The following is a 16240-nucleotide window of genomic DNA, read 5'->3' on the forward strand; positions in this document are numbered from 1 at the left end:
CGCCAAGCTGACAAAAGTTTTTTGGTTCTTTTTTTCAAAAAAGAACCCTTACCTCTGCTTCCCTTCGCCCCGATAGCCCTGCGCCACCACATACATCTCCGCGCTGTCCTTGCGGCTGGCGGGCGGCTTGGCGTGGCGCACGGTGGCATAGTCGCGCTTCAGCCGGTTCAGCATGTCGCGCTCCGTGCCGCCCTGGAACACCTTGGCGACGAAGGCGCCGCCCGGCACCAGCACCTTGTCGGCGAAATCCAGCGCCAGCTCGACCAGGCCCAGGATGCGCAGATGATCGGTGGCGTTGTGGCCGGTGGTGTTGGGCGCCATGTCGGACATGACGAAATCCGCCGGGCCGTCCAGCGCCTGCAGCACCGCCTGCTCCACCGCCTCGTCCTGGAAATCGCCCTGCAGCAGGGTGGCGCCGGCGATGACGTCCATGGGCAGCAGGTCGAGCCCCACCACCTTGCCGCGCTCGCCCGCGCGCTGCACCGCCACCTGGGTCCAGCCGCCCGGCGCGGCGCCGAGATCGACGATGCGCTGGCCGGGCTTCAGCAGCTTGTACTTCTCATCCAGCTCGATGAGCTTGAAGGCGGCGCGGGAGCGCCAGCCGGCGGCCTTGGCGGCGCGCACATAAGGGTCGTTCAGCTGCCGCTCCAGCCAGCGCTGGCTGGCGGTGCTGCGGCCCTTGGCGGTGCGGAGGCGGGTGGTCAGGCCGCGCCCGGCCTCGGTCGGCGATTTCATGACGGCAATCAGGTCCTGGTAAAGACGGGCGGCAGGCGCCCTCAGGGTGCGGGCTGCGCCGCACCGCGGGAGTAGGCGGCGGACCGGCGCGGCGGCGCGCGATCCTGGCGCATCATGCGCAATAGCATCCCCTCGCGCAGGCCGCGATCCGCGACCGTCACGCAGCTGGAGGGCCAGACGCGGCGGATGGCGGCATAGATGGCGCAGCCGGGCAGCACGAAATCCGCCCGCTCCGGCCCGATGCAGGGATGCGCGCGCAAGCCCTCCCGCCCCATGGCGAAGAGATCCTGCAGCGCCTCATCCGCCTCCTCGCAGGAGAGGACGCGGCCATCGATCAGCGGGCGGGAATAGCGCGGCAGGGAGAGGGCGACGCCGGCCAGGGTGGTGACGGTGCCGCTGGTGCCCATCAGCCGCACGCCGCCGGCGCGCATCTCGCGGCCGATGCTGTGCACGCGGTCGAATTCGGCCAGCTGGTCCTCGACCTCCTCCACCACGCGGCGGAAGCCCTCGGGCGTGTAGCAGCCCTGGCCCATGCGCTCGGCCAGGGTGACAACCCCGAAGGGCAGCGAGACATAGCCGATCAGCTCCGCCCTTCCATCGGCGCAACCCTGGCTGCCGCGGATCCAGGCGATCTCGGTGCTGCCGCCGCCGATGTCGAAGAGCAGCCCGCGCCGGTCCTGCGGCCGCAGCAGGGGGGCGCAGGATTCCATCGCCAGCTCCGCCTCCTCCCGCGCCGAGATGATGCGGATGGGCAGGCCGGTGGCGTTCTGCGCCTGGGCGACGAAGGCCGCGCCATTGTCGGCGCGGCGGCAGGCCTCGGTGGTGACGGCCAGCAGCCGGCGCAGCGGCCGGCGCAGCAGCTTCTGCGCGCAGGCCTGCAGCGCCACCAGGGCCCGCTGCATCGCATCCTCGGAGAGGCGGCCATCGCGCTCCAGCCCCTCGCCCAGGCGGACGACGCGGCTGTAGCTGTCGAGCACGCGGAAGGCGCCGCCCGGCGTCGGCGTGCCGACCAGCAGGCGGCAATTGTTGGTGCCGAGATCGATCGCCGCGAATGCACCGCCAGAGCCCCCTGAACAGGAGGAATTTCGGGAGGCGACGGCAGGGGTGCAAAGGATCTCTGGCATGGTGTTCTGACCCTCTCCCGGTCCACCGGGGCAAGCGGCGGGCGGGGAGGCTGTTCCTATGATCCGGCCTGGGCCGGGTGGGGGCAAGCGATTTTACGCCGCGCTGCGAAACGATGACGACACCCCCTTGCATCGCTTCAGGGGCTTCGCTATATGACCGCCCACGCCGTTGGGGAATAGTTTAACGGTAGAACTCCCGACTCTGACTCGGGCAGTCTTGGTTCGAATCCAGGTTCCCCAGCCAACCCTTTCCGGGTTCTGGCAATTGAGCGACAATATTCCACAATCCTGATCTCCAGATGGCCATTTGGCCGGCGTTCGGTTGTGGCCGCTTCGCAGCGCTTTCCAACAATCTGGTCTTGCTCCTCCCCCGGTTCAACTGGCGCATGGCTGGGCTGCCGGGTCCGGGGCACCATGACGGTCATTGATGGCGGTGATTGGGTCCGACCCGCATCCTGCCCCATCTTGGCGGCATGAAATGGCGGCGTTGCGGCGCCGGGGGCGGCCTGCCCCTGCCCGCCCCCGCCCGGATGGACCGTGTTGATCCCATGAAGAAGATCGGTTTCCTCTCCTTCGGCCATTGGACGCCCTCGCCGCAATCCGGCACCCGCTCGGCGGCCGATGCGCTGCTGCAATCCATCGACCTGGCCCAGGCGGCCGAGGAGCTGGGCGCGGATGGCGCCCATGTCCGCGTGCATCATTTCGCCCGGCAGCTCGCCTCCCCCTTCCCGCTGCTGGCGGCGATGGGGGCGAAGACCAGGCGCATCGAGCTCGGCACCGCGGTGATCGACATGCGCTACGAGAACCCCCTCTACATGGCCGAGGATGCCGGCGCGGCCGACCTGATCAGCGGCGGGCGGCTGCAGCTCGGCCTCAGCCGCGGCTCGCCGGAGCAGGTGATCGATGGCTGGCGGCATTTCGGCTACGCCCCCGTCGAGGGCGAGAGCGATGCCGAGATGGGCCGCCGCCATGCGCTCGTCTTCCTGGAGGCGCTGCGCGGCGAGGGCTTCGCCCGCCCCAATCCGCGGCCGATGTTCCCGAACCCGCCCGGGCTGCTGCGGCTGGAGCCCTATTCGGAAGGGCTGCGCGAGCGCATCTGGTGGGGCTCCGGCTCCAACGCCACGGCGATCTGGGCGGCGCAGCAGGGCATGAACCTGCAGAGCTCCACCCTGAAGGATGACGAGACGGGCGAGCCCTTCCACATCCAGCAGGCGAAGCAGATCCGCGCCTATCGCGAGGCCTGGACGGCAGCGGGGCATGCGCGCGCGCCGCGGGTCTCGGTCAGCCGCAGCATCTTCCCGCTGCTGGACGATCGCGACCGCGCCTATTTCGGGCGTGGCGGCAAGGAGCAGGACCAGATCGGCTTCATCGACGAAAACACCCGCGCCATTTTCGGCCGGGGTTACGCCGCCGAGCCGGAGGCGCTGGTGGAGCAGCTGCGCGGTGACGAGGCGATCGCCGAGGCCGACACGCTGCTGCTGACCATCCCGAACCAGCTGGGCGTCGATTACTGCGCCCATGTGATCGAGGGCATCCTGAAGCAGGTGGCGCCGGCGCTGGGCTGGCGCTGACGCCCTGGCACCGATCCCAAGACAAGGCGGCCAGGCTCCTGCCCGGCCGCCTTTTTCATGCCCGGCGCGGTGGCCATGGCGCCCAATTGTGGCAGCCCCGCCCGCTTCGCCGCATTTGCCACGATCCGCCCGATTCGGCCGCCCGGCGCGCCTTGGAACCCCGATTTCAGCGCAAATCAGTGCTTAAGCTTAAGCTTCCAACATGGCCTGGAAGCCTTGTTCCAGGCGGGTTTACGGCAGAGAGAGACCGAAATGTGGCGAAAATGGGGAGACATGCCGTTTTTGTGTCTGGATTATGGCGCGCCCCTGCCCCAATTATGGCGTCAGCCAAGGAGGTTGCCATGTTCGATCGGAAGCACGTTTCGCAGGACGCCATGGCCGAGCGCCGCAAGGCCGCCCTCGCCGCCGAGCTCGCCCGTGAGGAGCGCGCGGCCGCGGAGCGCGAGACCCTGTCGAGCTGGAACAATTGGGGCGAGCGCAGCACCCTGACCATGGGCAGCTACGGCCGCTGGTAAGCGCCTCCGCGCTCCCCGACCGGAAAAAGAATCCCCGAAAGGCCCGGCCCCCCAGCCGGGCTTTTTTCATGCGCGGCGCCCCTGGACGGCATGGTCACAAGGGCTTGAAGCCGGCGCCAGCGCGGCTTGCCGGGCCGGACCCCGGCGTTTAGCCCTGGGTGCCCCTCGCCGCGGCTCCGGCCGTGGCCGGCGCTGTCCCTGCCCGGGACGGTGCCCACCACGTCAAGCGCATGGCCCCTCGCGGGAGAACCGTGCCGCCCGAGGAGCCGCCCATGCCGCAAGCCCGCCTCCCGCGCCTGGCCGCGCTCGCCTTGCTGGTGGCGCTGCTGGCGCCCGCCGCCCGCGCCGCCGAGATCACCATCTCCTGCGGCGCGCTGGGGCAGGAGCTGGAGCTGTGCCGCGACGGCGCCGAGGAATGGGCGCGGCGGAGCGGCAACAGCGTCCGCATCGTCTCCGTGCCCAATTCGGCCAGCGAGCGGCTGGCGCTGTACCAGATGATGCTGGCCGGCGGCGGCAGCTCGATCGATGTCTACCAGATCGACGTCACCTGGCCCGGCATCCTGGCGCCGCATCTGATCGATCTCCGCCCCTACAGCCAGGGCGCCGAGGCGCGGCATTTCCCCGCCATCATCGAGAACAACACGGTCGATGGCCGGCTGGTCGCCATGCCGATCTACACCGATGCCGGCGTGCTGTTCTATCGCAGCGACCTGCTGGAGAAATACGGCCGCCCGGTGCCGCGAAGCTGGGAGGAGATGGAGGAGACGGCGCGGCTGATCCAGCAGCGCGAGCGCGATGCCGGCAACACCCAGCTTTGGGGCTATGTCTTCCAGGGCCGCGCCTATGAGGGGCTGACGGTCAATGCGCTGGAATGGATCGCCAGCTCCGGCGGCGGCACGCTGGTCGATGCCGAGGGGCGGATCGACGCCGATACCGAGGGCGCGCGGCTGGCACTCGCCCGCGCGGCGCGCTGGATGGGCAGCATCGCCCCGCAGGGCGCGCTGACCTACACCGAGGAGGAGGCGCGCGGGCTGTTCCAGTCCGGCCAGGCGGTGTTCATGCGCAACTGGCCCTATGCCTGGGCGCTGGCCCAGGGGGCGGACAGCCCGGTGCGCGGCCGCACCGGCATCGCCAGCCTGCCGCGCGCCGATGCGGAGGAGCCGAGCGGCGTGCTGGGCGGGTGGAATCTCGGCGTCTCGCGCTATTCGCGCCACCCGGCCGAGGCCGCGTCCCTGGTGATGTGGCTGGCGGGGCCTGAGGAGCAGAAGCGCCGCGCCGTGCAGGCCGCCTACAACCCGACCCTGCCGGCGCTGTATGAGGATGCGGAGATCATCGCCGCCAACCCGTTCTTCCGCACGCTGTATTCCAGTTTCGAGAATGCGGTGGCCCGCCCCTCCCGCCCCACCGGCAGCAAGTACAACCGCGTCTCCAACGCCATCTGGACGCGGGTGCATGCGGTGCTGTCGCAGCGCATGCAGGCCGGCGCGGCGCTGACGGCGCTGGAGCAGGATCTGCGCCGCATCGCGCGGCGCGGCTGGTGAGGGCCAGCACGATGATCAGCGGGCTGGAGCGCCGCCGCATCCGCGCCGCCTGGCTGTTCCTGGCACCCGCCCTGCTGGTGCTGGCGGCGGTCGCCGGCTGGCCCTTGCTGCGGACCATCTGGTTCAGCCTGACCGATGCCGAGCTCGGGCGGCTGGAGGCGCCACGCTTCATCGGCTTCGCCAACTACCTCGAATATTATGAGGGCGAATGGCTCGGCGTGCTGGCCGATCCGGTCTGGTGGGGCGCGGTGCGGCGCACGCTGTGGTTCGCCCTCGTCTCCGTCTCGCTGGAGGCGGTGCTGGGCATGGTGGTGGCGCTGGCGCTGAATGCGCGCTTCCCGCTGCGCGGCCTGGTGCGGGCGCTGGTGCTGATCCCCTGGGCGATCCCCACCATCGTCTCTGCCCGCATCTGGGCCTGGATGCTGAACGACCAGTTCGGCCTGCTGAACCACGCGCTGATGGGGCTCGGGCTGATCGACCAGCCGGTGGCCTGGATGGCGGATGCCGACACCGCGCTCTGGGCCGTCGTCATCGTCGATGTGTGGAAGACCACGCCCTTCGTCGCGCTGCTGATCCTGGCGGCGCTGCAGATGCTGCCGCGCGACTGCTACGAGGCGGCGCGGGTGGATGGCATCCACCCGGTGCGGGTCTTTTTTCGCGTCACCCTGCCGCTGATCCGGCCCGCGCTGATGGTGGCGCTGATCTTCCGGGCGCTGGACGCGCTGCGGGTCTTCGACCTGATCTATGTGCTGACCGCCAATTCCGCCGGCACCATGTCGATGTCGGTCTATGCGCGGCAGCTGCTGGTGGAGTTCCAGGATGTCGGCCAGGGCTCGGCCGCCTCCACCCTGCTGTTCCTGGTGATCGCGCTGCTGACGCTCGCCGTCATGCTGTTCGGACGCATGCGGCCGGAGGGGGAGGCCAGCCGATGAAAGCCCTCTCCCGCCTGGGCTTCGCCCTGCTGCTGCTGGCCATCGCGGGTTTCGCGCTGTTCCCCTTCTACTACGCCCTCATCTCCTCCTTCCGCAGCGGCAGCGCGCTCTTCGTGCCGGCCCTGTGGCCGGAGGCGCTGGACCCGCGCAATTACGAGCTGGTCTTCACCCAGCAGGATTTCGGCCGCACCATCCTGAACTCCGTGCTGGTGGCGGGCGCCGTGGTGGCCCTGTCGATGCTGCTGGCGCTGGGGGCGGCCTATGCGCTGGGGCGGGTGCGCTTCCGCGGCCGGGGCGCGCTGCTGCTGGCGATCCTCTCCGTCTCGATGTTCCCGCAGGTGGCGGTGCTGGCCGGGCTGTTCGAGGTGATCCGGGCGCTGGGCCTCTACGACACCCTGCCCGGGCTGATGCTGGCCAATCTCGTGCTCACTTTGCCCTTCACCATCTGGGTGCTGACCACCTTCATCCGCGAGCTGCCGGTGGAGCTGGAGGAAGCCGCCTATGCCGATGGCGCCAGCCCGCTCACCGTGCTGCTGCGGGTGCTGCTGCCGCTGCTCTGGCCGGCCATGGCGCCCACCGCGCTGCTGGCCTTCATCGTCTCCTGGAACGAATTTCTGTTTGCCCTGACCTTCACGCTTTCGGCCGAGACACGCACCGTGCCGGTGGCCATCGCCCTGCTCAGCGGCGGCAGCCGGCAGGAACTGCCCTGGGGGCTGGTGATGGCCGCCTCGGTCATCGTCACAATCCCCATCCTCGCCCTGGTGCTGGTGTTCCAGCGCAAGATCGTCTCCGGCCTGACCGCCGGGGCGGTGAAGGGCTGACCAGGAGCACCGCCATGGCAAGTGTCGAACTGCAAGGGGTGCGCAAGCGCTTCGACCGGCTGGAGGTGATCCGCGATGTCGATCTCTCGATCGGCGAGGGCGAGTTCTGCGTCTTTGTCGGCCCCTCGGGCTGCGGCAAATCGACGCTGCTGCGGCTGGTGGCGGGGCTGGAGAGTGTCAGCGAGGGCCGCATCCGCATCGGCGGCGCGGATGTGACGCAGGCCACCCCGCGCGAGCGCGGCATCGCCATGGTGTTCCAGTCCTACGCCCTCTACCCGCATATGAGCGTGCGGGAGAACATCGCCTTCGGCCTGTCCCTGCCGCGCGCCCGCCGCGCCGAGGCGGAGGCGCGCATCGCCGAGGTGGCACGCATCCTGGAGCTGACGCCGCTGCTGGATCGCCTGCCGAAGCAGCTCTCGGGCGGGCAGCGGCAGCGTGTCGCCATTGGCCGCGCCATCGTGCGCCAGCCGAAGGTGTTCCTGTTCGACGAGCCGCTCTCCAACCTCGATGCCAGTCTGCGCGGGCAGATGCGGATCGAGATCGCGCGGCTGCACCAGTCGCTGCGCAGCACGATGATCTATGTGACGCATGACCAGGTGGAGGCGATGACGCTGGCCGACCGCATCGTCGTGCTGAATGCGGGGCGGGTCGAACAGGTGGGCGCGCCGCTGGAGCTGTATCGCCACCCGCGCAACCGCTTCGTCGCCGGCTTCATCGGCAGCACCCGCATGAATTTTTTGCCGGTTCAGGCGGAGGGCAGCGAGGGCGGTCTGGTGCGCGTCACGCTCCCCGGCGGTGGCACGCTCGCGGTGCCGGTGGCCGAGGCCGGCGCCACGCCGGGCGAGGCGCTGACGCTCGGCATCCGGCCGGAGCATCTGCGGCCGCAGGGCGAGGGCGCCGCCCTCACCGGTCCCGTCGAGGTGGTGGAGGAGCTGGGCGATGAGCAGCTGGCCTATCTGCGCGCGCCGGATGGCACGCTGCTGACGCTGCGCCTGCCGGAGGGCCAGCGCCTGCGCGAAGGCGAGGCCGCCACGGCCTGGCTGCCACCGGCCGAATGCCACCTGTTCCGCGAGGATGGCAGCGCCCTGCCCCGACGGCGCGACTAGACGCGGCCGCCCTTCCGGGACGATGCTGCCGCTCAGCGCCACGCAGATGGCGCCCGACGGGAGAAGCGACACCATGACCCCACGCCGCAGCCTGCTGCGCGCCGCCCTGGCGCCGGCGGCCCTGCCCCTGCTTGCCCCCCTCCTGCCCCGCCCTGCCTTGGCGCAGGGCGCCTGGCTGCAACGGCCGATCCGGCTGATCGTGCCCTTCCCGCCCGGCGGCTCCACCGATGTGATCAGCCGGCTCTATGCGGAGCGCATGGGCGCCACGCTCGGCCAGCCGGTGGTGGTGGAGAACCGGCCCGGCGCCAGCGGCAATCTCGGCATCGATGCGGTGGCCAAGGCGGCGCCGGATGGGCACACGATCGGCGCCGTCACCGTCAGCATCCTGGCGATCAACCAGTTCCTGTTCCAGAGCATGCCCTTCGACACCGAGAAGGACGTGATCCCGATCGGCATGGCCTGGGAGACGCCCAATGTCGCGGTGGTGGCGCCGGAACGCAACCGCGCCACCACGCTGCGCGAGTTCCTCGACTGGGCGAAGGCGAAGCCGGGCGGCATCAGCTATGGCTCCACCGGCATCGGCCAGACCACGCATCTGTCGAGCAGCATGCTGTTCAGCCGCACCGGCGTTCAGGCCATGCATGTGCCCTATCGCGGCGCGGCGCAGACCGTGCCGGCGCTGCTGGCCGGCGATGTCGATATCGCGCTGGACAACCTCGCCTCGCATATCGGGCTGATCCAGGAGGGGCGGATGCGCGGCCTCGCCGTCACCAGCGCCGAGCGCTGGCCGACCCTACCGAACATCCCCACCATGGCGGAGGCCGGGGTGCCGGATTTCGTCATCACCGTCTGGGGGGCCTTCGTGGCGCCCACCGGCACGCCTGCCCCCGTGGTGGAGCGGCTGAACGCCGCGATGCGCCAGGTGGCGGAGAATGAGGAGATGCAGCGCCGCTTCATCCAGGGTGGCGCCAAGGCGCTATGGAGCAGCGCCGAGGACGCCGCCACCCGCGCCAACCGGGAGCGGCCGATGTGGCGGCAGGTGGTGCAGCAATCCGGCGCGCGCGCCGAGTGACGCGCCGGCCGCGTTGCCCTGGCCTCAGAGATCCAGCCAGGGCAGCTCGGCCTCGGGCCGCGCCAGGTCCGGGTTCTGCGCGATCATGCGGTCCCAGACGCGGCGGGTGACGTTCTGCGCCTCGCGCAGCAGGGCGGGCTCATCGACGGTCAGGACCTTGCGGTCGCGCAGGATGAATTCGCCATCGACCATGACGGAGTGCACCGCGCCGGGATGGCCGTAATGCACGATGTTGGAGACCAGTCGGATCACCGGCCGCAGCGCCGGCGTGTTGAGGTCGAGGAAGGTGAGATCCGCCTTCCAGCCCGGCGCGATGCGGCCGATCTCCGCCGAGGCGCCGACGCTGCCCGCGGCATCCACCGTCACGGCGTCAAGGATCGCCTGCGGCCCCGGCAGCACGCCGCCCTCCACTGCGCGGCCACGGCCGGTGCGGTGCAGGATGGAGCCGATGCTCATGGCCTGGAACATGTCCTCGGTCATGTTGTCGCTGCCGAAGACGACGCGCACACCGGCATCGCGGATCAGGCCGAGCTTCGCCTGGTGCATGCCGCGGCGGCGGGAGATGCTGGCCGGGGTGTGCGCCATGGTGACGCCGCGCGCGGCAAGCCTCTCGATGTCCTCGGCCGAGCAGAAGGTCCAGTGCGCGGCGGTGAGGTCGGGGCCGAGGAAACCCTCGCGGTCCAGATAGGCGGCGGAGCTGGTGCCGCGCGCCGCCTGCACCGCCTTCTCCTCGCCCGGGCTCTGCGACAGATGCACGGTGCGGGTCAGCCCGTGCTTCGCCGCGAGGTCGAGCAGGCTGCGCAGCATGGCGGGGGAGCAATTGTCGGGCGCATGGGCGGCGACCTGGCAGCGCACCCGGTCGCCATGGCTGCCGTGCAGCGCCTCGATCATCGCGGTGGCGCGGTCGAGGAACTGGGCGCCGAAGGCCGGGTCCTCGCGATAGTCGCCATGGCGGATGCGGCGGGTATCGATATCGGCGCAGCTTTCCGACAGCCAGAGCCGCAGCCCGGTCGACGCCATCGCGCGGCCATAGGAGAGCACGTGGCGGAACGGGTCGACCAGGGTGGTGCTGCCGCTGCGGATGGCCTCGACACAGCCGAGCATGGCCATGACCGCGCGTTCCTCGTCGGTCATGGTGTAGGAGATGGGCGACATGTAGCCATAGATCATGTCGCCCTCCCAATCCTCGACCGAGCCGCGGAGCGCGGTCAGCACGGTGTGGGTATGGGCGTTGATGAAGCCCGGCAGCACGGCGAGCCCGCGCGCGTCGAAACGCGCGACATGCGGATGTTCCGCTTCGAGCGTGTTGCTGTCGCCCAGCGCCGCAATGCGGTTGCCCCGGAGGAGGATGGCCTGCCCCGCCAGCACGCGTCGCGCCTCATCGCAGGTGACGACGGCCGCGTTGGTGATGAGCAGGTCCATGGCGTTCTTCCCAAACTGAAGGCGGGGTCCGGGGTGGCCCTGCCACCCCGGCGGGGCCGGGGGCAGAGCCCCCGTCTTTTCTTCTGTTACGGCTGTCCCGCGTCGATCGAGACACGCTGCAGCGCCTGCGCCTCGATCCCGTGGCGGCGCAGGATCTCGGCATAGGTGCCGTTGTCGATCAGCCGCTGCAGCGAGGCGGCGATGGCGTCGCGCAGGACGGTCGCTTCCTTCGGAAAGGCCAGCCCCGAGAGGTTGCTGGTGATCGGCTGCCCCACCGCAGCCCAGTTCTCCGGCTCGGTACGCTGCAGATGCGCCACGAATTCGGCGCCGAGGATGGCGCCCTGGGTGCGTTCCTGGCGCAGGTCGGTGCGGGAGGCGGTGGCGCCGTTGCTGCCCATCACCTGCATGGCGGGGCGGCCGGCGCCCGTGCAAGCGCGCTCGCTCCAGGCCTGGGCGGAGGGGAAGTAGTTGGTGAAGCGCGGCGTGGAGACGGATTTGCCGCAGAAATCGGTCGCCTCGCGGATCGAGGCCGCCAGGGCCCGGGTGGTGAAGAGCTGCCCGCCAGTGGTGATGTAGTCGATGAAGCTCAGCTTCTCCCGCCGCGCCGGCAGGTCGGTCATGGAGGTGCCGCTGAAGTCGATGCGGCCGGTGGTGAGCGAGTTGATGATCTGCTCGAAGGACATCTCCTCCCAGCGGATCTCGATGCCCAGGTCACGGCCGATGGCGGTGACGAGGTCCACATTGACGCCGCGCCGCTCATTGGTGGCGGGGTCCTTGTAGGCCATGGGCGGATAGGTGGCCTCGATGCCGACGCGCAGCACGCCGGCGCTGCGCACGGAATCGGGGAGCGACGCGTTCTGCGCCAGCGCAGGGGCAGCGGTGCCCGCCAGCGCCAGGGCGAGGCCCGCCGCCAGGATACGCTTGAAGGATTTCATGCGAAGTCTCCGGAGTGGGTTGCCGTGGTGCTGGCGGGGAGGCCGGTTCAGCCGGCCTTCTGCTCGCAGGCGATGTAGTGCGCGGCGATCTGCTCGCCCGTGGTGATCCAGACATCGCCATAGGCGCGGGCCTGGGTCAGGAAGTCGCGCAGCAGGCGCAGCCGCATCGGGCGGCCACTGCATTGCGGATGCAGCACGGTGGTGGCCATGCCGCCCCAGTCGCGCAGCTCCGCCAGCTCGTCGAGCCAGAGGGAGAGCACCTGCTCGCGCGTCAGCAAGGTGTGGCGGCTGTAGCGCTGCGACAGGCCGAGCAGCCAGTCATCGTAGCTCGCCGTCACCGGCAGCTCGACCAGGCCCGGCGTGCCATCGGCCAGCAGGTGGCGATAGGGGCGGACATCGTCGCGGAAGGAGGAGGTGTAGACCAGGCCACGCTCCTTCAGCAGGACACGCAGCTCCTCGCAGAACTCGCCCGAGGGCGCACGGTAGCCCTTCGGCACCACGCCCAGGCGGCGCTTCAGCACCTCCAGGCCACGATCCACCTCCTCCACCAGCATCGGGTCGCCGGGCTGCGGCATGACGTGGTGGAAGCCGTGATGGCCGATCTCGTGGCCATCCTTCAGGATGGCCTCGCACATCGCCGGATGCGCCTCGACCGACCAGCCGGTGATGAAGAAGGTTCCTTTCAGTTCCTGCTGGCGCAGCATCTCCAGCAGCTTCGCCGTGCCGACGCGCGCCTCGTAGCCACCGAAGGACATGGTGACCAGCTCGGCGTAGCGGGCCGGGTCCTTGGCGGTCCAGGCGGTCTCGGCATCGACGTCGAAGGACAGGAACATCGCCGCCTGCTGCCCATCCGGCCAGGGGTATTCCGGCGCCAGCGGCGCGCGGTTGGCCGGCAGCAGCGGCAGGGCGTCGAGCCCTGCCTTCAGCGTGTTGTCATTCGCCACCATTGATCTGCACCTCCGGCAGCATGCTCGGGGTCAGCTGCCACTTGGCAGCCAGGCGCGCATAGGTGCCGTCGGCGATCAGGGCGCGCAGCGCGCCGGCCAGCGCCTGCTGCAGCTGCGTCTCCTCCTTGCCGGTGGCGATGCCCATCAGCGTGTAGCGCACCGGCTCGCCGATCGGGGCGTAGGTGTTGGGCTCCAGGCCCATGATGTAGGGCAGCGTCTCGCCGCCCTGCATGGCGGCGTCGATGCGGCCCTGGCGCAGCTGGGTGCGCGCATCGGCCGAGCCCTCGGTCGGCACGTATTCGATCGCCGGGCGCCCCTTGGCCACGCAATTGGCGTCGCTGAAGGCCTTGATGTCGTTCGGCAGGGCGGTGCGACGGCTGGCGCCGACCCGCTTGCCGCACAGCGCCTCGGGGTTGGGGAATTCCGCGGCGCGGCTGGCCTGGGTGAAGAACTGGCTGCCCGAGCGCAGATAGTCGATGAAGGTCGCCGTCTCCTGCCGCGACTTCAGGTCGGACATGCCGGAGAGGATGATGTCGACGCGGCCGGTGCGCACCGAGGCCAGCATCTGGTCGAAGCTGGTCTCCTGCCACTGCATGCGCACGCCAAGCTTCTCGGCGATGGCGTTGCCCAGCTCGACATCGAAGCCGGTGAGCTGGTTGGTCTGCGGGTCGCGCATCTCGAGCGGCGGGTAGTTCGGCACGATGGCGGCGATCAGCGTGCCGCGCGAGGCGATGCGCGAGGGCAGGTCGGCGGCCTGGGCGGCCAGCGGCAGGATCGCGGCCGTGGCGGCCAGCAGCAGGTGCTTCAGCATGGTGCTTTGTCCTTCAGGCGATGACGGCGGAGAGGAAGGCCTTGAGACGGGCCTCTTTCGGGTTGCCCAGCAGCTCGGCGGCGGGGCCCTGCTCGACGATGGCGCCACGGTCCATATAGACGACGCGGTCGGCGACCTCGCGGGCGAAGCCCAGCTCATGGGTGACGACGATCATGGTCATGCCCGAGGCCGCCAGTTCCTTCATCGCCGCCAGCACCTCGCCCACCAGCTCGGGGTCGAGGGCGCTGGTCGGCTCGTCGAACAGCATCAGCTTGGGCTTCATGGCCAGCGCGCGGGCGATGGCGACACGCTGCTGCTGGCCGCCGGAGAGGTTGGCCGGGTAGCTGCCGGCCTTGTCGGCCAGGCCCACCCGGGCCAGCAGCGCCTCGGCCTCGCGCACCGCCTCGGCGCGGTTGCGGCCCTGCACCTGCACCGGCCCCTCGATGATGTTCTCGAGCGCGGTCATGTGCGGGAACAGGTTGAAGCGCTGGAACACCATGCCGGTGGCGAGGCGCTGGCGCGCGATCTCCTTCTCCGGCAGCGGGTGCAGGCGGGTGCCCTCGATGCGCCAGCCGGTTAGCTCGCCGTCGACCCAGATGGCGCCGCTGTCGATGGTGACGAGCTGGTTGACGCAGCGCAGCAGCGTCGTCTTGCCCGAGCCGGAGGCGCCGATGATGCAGAGCACCTCGCCGGCATGGACATCGAGCGAGACGCCGTCGAGGGCGGTGAAATCGCCGAATCTCTTGCGGACATCGACGATGGAGACGAGCGGCATGGCGTGTTCGGTCATCGGAGCCTCGCTCACCGGCTGCCGGCCGTGCCGCGGGCGAAGCGGCGTTCGAGCAGCATCTGCAAGGGCGTCAGGATGGAGACGATGATCAGGTACCAGAGGGCGGCGACGATCAGCAGCTCAATGACGCGGGAATTGGCGTAGTAGATGTTCTGCGCGGCGTGCAGGATCTCGGCGAACTGGATGACGCTGGCCAGCGAGGTCAGCTTCACCATGCCGATGAACTCGTTGCCCAGCGGCGGGATCACCACCTTCATCGCCTGCGGGAAGATGATGCGGCGCAGCGCGCGCAGCCGGGTCATGCCGATGGCCTTGGCGGCCTCGTACTGCCCGGCATCGACCGAGAGCATGCCGGCGCGGATCACCTCGGAGGTGTAGGCGCCCTGGTTGATGCCGAGGCCGAGCAGCGCGGCCAGCGCCGGCGTCATGACATCGACGGTGCGGACGGAGAAATCACCGAAGCCGAGGCGCGGGAAGATCAGCGCCAGGTTGAACCAGAGCAGCAGCTGCAGGATCACCGGCGTGCCGCGGAACAACCAGGTGTAGCCCATGGCGACACCCTGCAGCACCGGGTTGGGCGACATGCGCATCACCGCGGTGACGACACCCAGGATGATGCCCAGCGCCATGGCGGCGAAGGTCATCCACAGCGTGTTGTAGAGGCCCGCCAGGATGGCCGGCGCGGTGAAGAAGGCGCCGACGAAATTCCATTCGATGTCGCCCACCGCGAAGGCGCGGCCCAGCCCCGCCAGCAGCAGGATGATGATGGCGACCGCCGCCCAGCGGCCCCAGTGCCGGTTCGGCACATGGGTGTAATGGGCGATATCGGGCAGCGCGGCCCGCGGCAGGAGGGTGGAGGAAGCGGGCTCGCGCATGCTGTCGATCTCTCCCGGGGTCTCAGCCGCGCGCCGGCTTCTCGGCGCCGGTGCGGCTGGTGATCAGACCATACATCTCCGGGCGGCGGTGCTGGGCGAAGTTGAACATCTTCTCCTTGCCCTGGGCGCAGAGATCGAGGTCGCAATCGGCGACCACCACCTCATCGGCCAGCGTCTTCGTCTCGGCGACGATGCGGCCATTCGGGTCGACGATGCAGGAGCCGCCGATCAGGCCGGAGCCGTCCTCGTCCCCCGCCTTGGCCACGGCGACCGCCCAGGCGGCGTTCATATAGGCATTGGCCTGGGCGGCGAGCTGCGAATGGTAGGTGCGCAGGCCCTGGTCCTCGGTGTCCCCGCCATTCGGGTCATAGGCGGCGGAGTTGTAGCCCACCACCATCAGCTCCATGCCCTGCAGCGCATAGACGCGCCAGGCCTCGGGCCAGCGGCGATCGTTGCAGATCAGCTGGCCCATAACGGGCGCGCCCCATTCATCCGGGCCGTAGAAGGCGGGGAAGCCCATATCGCCATATTCGAAATAGCGCTTCTCCAGCTGCTGGAAGCGCGACCCCTCGCGCGGCTCGACCGAGCCTGGCAGGTGAACCTTGCGGTATTTCTGCAGGATGGTGCCGTCCGGGCCCACGGTGACGGCGCTGTTGAAGCGCTTGCCGTCCGCCGTCTTCTCGGCATAGCCGACATAGAAGCCGACGCCGAGCGCGCGCGCCCGGTCGAACAGGGGCTGGGTCTGGGGCCCCGGCAGCGCGGTCTCGAAATATTCCTCCAGCTCGGCCTCGGTCAGCAGCCAGCGGGGGAAGAAGGTGGTGAAGGCCAGCTCCGGGAAGACGACGAGCTGGGCGCCCTGGGCGGCGGCCTGCTCCAGCAGGGCGATCATGCGGTCGAGTGTCTGGGCGCGGCTGTCGGCGCGCTGGGTCGGGCCCATCTGGGCGGCGGCGATGCGCAGGATGCGGGGCATGGGTAGTCACCTCGGGCAAAGCGGGGGCCTGGCCGGGCAAACCGCCCCGGCATCTCGGCCATGCGCCGCATGC

Annotated in this window: 16 protein-coding genes and 1 tRNA gene; 8 read left to right on the forward strand and 9 right to left on the reverse strand. The window is 69.9% G+C overall.

The features are described from left to right. Window positions 1-48: 48 nt before the first annotated feature. Window positions 49-735, reverse strand: coding sequence for an RlmE family RNA methyltransferase (locus QE401_RS10645; protein ID WP_307138181.1), 687 nt, complete (start codon window positions 733-735; stop codon window positions 49-51). Window positions 736-776: 41 nt separating this feature from the next. Then, window positions 777-1859: a Ppx/GppA phosphatase family protein gene (locus QE401_RS10650; RefSeq protein ID WP_307138182.1), complete on the reverse strand. Its 1083-nt coding sequence runs from the start codon at window positions 1857-1859 to the stop codon at window positions 777-779. A gap of 170 nt (window positions 1860-2029) precedes the next feature. On the opposite strand from QE401_RS10650, the gene QE401_RS10655 reads away from it, so the two are divergent. The 8 genes from QE401_RS10655 (at window position 2030) to QE401_RS10690 (ending at window position 9417) form a co-directional block, all read left to right on the forward strand. After that, window positions 2030-2103, forward strand: a tRNA-Gln gene (locus tag QE401_RS10655). A 304-nt stretch (window positions 2104-2407) separates the two neighbouring features. Continuing rightward, the gene (locus QE401_RS10660; RefSeq protein ID WP_307138183.1) at window positions 2408-3430 is read left to right on the forward strand and encodes an LLM class flavin-dependent oxidoreductase; all 1023 of its coding nucleotides are present in this window, start codon (window positions 2408-2410) and stop codon (window positions 3428-3430) included. Window positions 3431-3771: 341 nt separating this feature from the next. Beyond that, window positions 3772-3945, forward strand: coding sequence for a hypothetical protein (locus tag QE401_RS10665; RefSeq protein WP_307138184.1), 174 nt, complete (start codon window positions 3772-3774; stop codon window positions 3943-3945). A 272-nt stretch (window positions 3946-4217) separates the two neighbouring features. Beyond that, entirely contained in the window at window positions 4218-5486 is a 1269-nt protein-coding gene (locus QE401_RS10670; RefSeq protein ID WP_307138185.1) for an ABC transporter substrate-binding protein, read from the forward strand. After that, a complete protein-coding gene (locus QE401_RS10675; protein WP_475638084.1) occupies window positions 5483-6418 on the forward strand; it encodes an ABC transporter permease subunit in 936 nt (311 codons plus the stop codon). The genes QE401_RS10670 and QE401_RS10675 overlap by 4 nt, the downstream gene beginning before the upstream one ends. Further along, the gene (locus QE401_RS10680; RefSeq protein ID WP_307138186.1) at window positions 6415-7239 is read left to right on the forward strand and encodes a carbohydrate ABC transporter permease; all 825 of its coding nucleotides are present in this window, start codon (window positions 6415-6417) and stop codon (window positions 7237-7239) included. Before QE401_RS10675 ends, QE401_RS10680 begins: the two co-directional genes overlap by 4 nt. A 14-nt stretch (window positions 7240-7253) precedes the next feature. Beyond that, on the forward strand, window positions 7254-8345 hold the full coding sequence (locus QE401_RS10685) for an ABC transporter ATP-binding protein (RefSeq protein ID WP_307138187.1): 1092 nt from the start codon (window positions 7254-7256) through the stop codon (window positions 8343-8345). Between the two features lie 73 nt (window positions 8346-8418). Further along, window positions 8419-9417 carry a Bug family tripartite tricarboxylate transporter substrate binding protein gene (locus QE401_RS10690; RefSeq protein ID WP_307138188.1) on the forward strand — a complete coding sequence of 333 codons (999 nt, stop codon included), beginning with the start codon at window positions 8419-8421 and terminating at the stop codon, window positions 9415-9417. A 24-nt stretch (window positions 9418-9441) separates the two neighbouring features. Here QE401_RS10690 and QE401_RS10695 read toward each other — a convergent pair whose 3' ends face one another. The 7 genes from QE401_RS10695 to QE401_RS10725 all read right to left on the reverse strand — a co-directional run bounded on the left by QE401_RS10695 (window position 9442) and on the right by QE401_RS10725 (window position 16167). Then, window positions 9442-10839, reverse strand: a complete 1398-nt coding sequence (locus QE401_RS10695) for an amidohydrolase family protein (protein ID WP_307138189.1) — start codon at window positions 10837-10839, stop codon at window positions 9442-9444. An 86-nt stretch (window positions 10840-10925) separates the two neighbouring features. Beyond that, on the reverse strand, window positions 10926-11774 hold the full coding sequence (locus QE401_RS10700; RefSeq protein WP_307138190.1) for a transporter substrate-binding domain-containing protein: 849 nt from the start codon (window positions 11772-11774) through the stop codon (window positions 10926-10928). A gap of 47 nt (window positions 11775-11821) precedes the next feature. Beyond that, complete coding sequence (locus QE401_RS10705) at window positions 11822-12721, reverse strand: polysaccharide deacetylase family protein (RefSeq protein WP_307138191.1); 900 nt, start codon at window positions 12719-12721, stop codon at window positions 11822-11824. Beyond that, a complete protein-coding gene (locus QE401_RS10710) occupies window positions 12708-13532 on the reverse strand; it encodes an ABC transporter substrate-binding protein (RefSeq protein WP_307138192.1) in 825 nt (274 codons plus the stop codon). Before QE401_RS10710 ends, QE401_RS10705 begins: the two co-directional genes overlap by 14 nt. Before the next feature lie 13 nt (window positions 13533-13545). Next, entirely contained in the window at window positions 13546-14322 is a 777-nt protein-coding gene (locus tag QE401_RS10715) for an amino acid ABC transporter ATP-binding protein (protein WP_307138193.1), read from the reverse strand. Between the two features lie 11 nt (window positions 14323-14333). Beyond that, window positions 14334-15197 (reverse strand): amino acid ABC transporter permease, encoded by an 864-nt coding sequence (locus QE401_RS10720; RefSeq protein WP_307138194.1) that lies wholly within the window; start codon window positions 15195-15197, stop codon window positions 14334-14336. Window positions 15198-15219: 22 nt separating this feature from the next. Next, window positions 15220-16167 (reverse strand): N-carbamoyl-D-amino-acid hydrolase, encoded by a 948-nt coding sequence (locus QE401_RS10725; protein WP_307138195.1) that lies wholly within the window; start codon window positions 16165-16167, stop codon window positions 15220-15222. Window positions 16168-16240 lie beyond the last annotated feature (73 nt).

The sequence above is a fragment of the Pseudoroseomonas cervicalis genome (assembly GCF_030818485.1).
GTDB classification, from domain to species: domain Bacteria; phylum Pseudomonadota; class Alphaproteobacteria; order Acetobacterales; family Acetobacteraceae; genus Pseudoroseomonas; species Pseudoroseomonas cervicalis_A.

Excerpts from the sequence above, each read along its gene's own strand:
- QE401_RS10645 (WP_307138181.1), bottom strand. The coding sequence starts at position 735 with ATGAAATCGCCGACCGAGGCCGGGCGCGGCCTGACCACCCGCCTCCGC.
- QE401_RS10650 (WP_307138182.1), bottom strand. The coding sequence starts at position 1,859 with ATGCCAGAGATCCTTTGCACCCCTGCCGTCGCCTCCCGAAATTCCTCC.
- QE401_RS10660 (WP_307138183.1), top strand. The coding sequence starts at position 2,408 with ATGAAGAAGATCGGTTTCCTCTCCTTCGGCCATTGGACGCCCTCGCCG.
- QE401_RS10665 (WP_307138184.1), top strand. The coding sequence starts at position 3,772 with ATGTTCGATCGGAAGCACGTTTCGCAGGACGCCATGGCCGAGCGCCGC.
- QE401_RS10670 (WP_307138185.1), top strand. The coding sequence starts at position 4,218 with ATGCCGCAAGCCCGCCTCCCGCGCCTGGCCGCGCTCGCCTTGCTGGTG.
- QE401_RS10680 (WP_307138186.1), top strand. The coding sequence starts at position 6,415 with ATGAAAGCCCTCTCCCGCCTGGGCTTCGCCCTGCTGCTGCTGGCCATC.
- QE401_RS10685 (WP_307138187.1), top strand. The coding sequence starts at position 7,254 with ATGGCAAGTGTCGAACTGCAAGGGGTGCGCAAGCGCTTCGACCGGCTG.
- QE401_RS10690 (WP_307138188.1), top strand. The coding sequence starts at position 8,419 with ATGACCCCACGCCGCAGCCTGCTGCGCGCCGCCCTGGCGCCGGCGGCC.
- QE401_RS10695 (WP_307138189.1), bottom strand. The coding sequence starts at position 10,839 with ATGGACCTGCTCATCACCAACGCGGCCGTCGTCACCTGCGATGAGGCG.
- QE401_RS10700 (WP_307138190.1), bottom strand. The coding sequence starts at position 11,774 with ATGAAATCCTTCAAGCGTATCCTGGCGGCGGGCCTCGCCCTGGCGCTG.
- QE401_RS10705 (WP_307138191.1), bottom strand. The coding sequence starts at position 12,721 with ATGGTGGCGAATGACAACACGCTGAAGGCAGGGCTCGACGCCCTGCCG.
- QE401_RS10710 (WP_307138192.1), bottom strand. The coding sequence starts at position 13,532 with ATGCTGAAGCACCTGCTGCTGGCCGCCACGGCCGCGATCCTGCCGCTG.
- QE401_RS10715 (WP_307138193.1), bottom strand. The coding sequence starts at position 14,322 with ATGACCGAACACGCCATGCCGCTCGTCTCCATCGTCGATGTCCGCAAG.
- QE401_RS10720 (WP_307138194.1), bottom strand. The coding sequence starts at position 15,197 with ATGCGCGAGCCCGCTTCCTCCACCCTCCTGCCGCGGGCCGCGCTGCCC.
- QE401_RS10725 (WP_307138195.1), bottom strand. The coding sequence starts at position 16,167 with ATGCCCCGCATCCTGCGCATCGCCGCCGCCCAGATGGGCCCGACCCAG.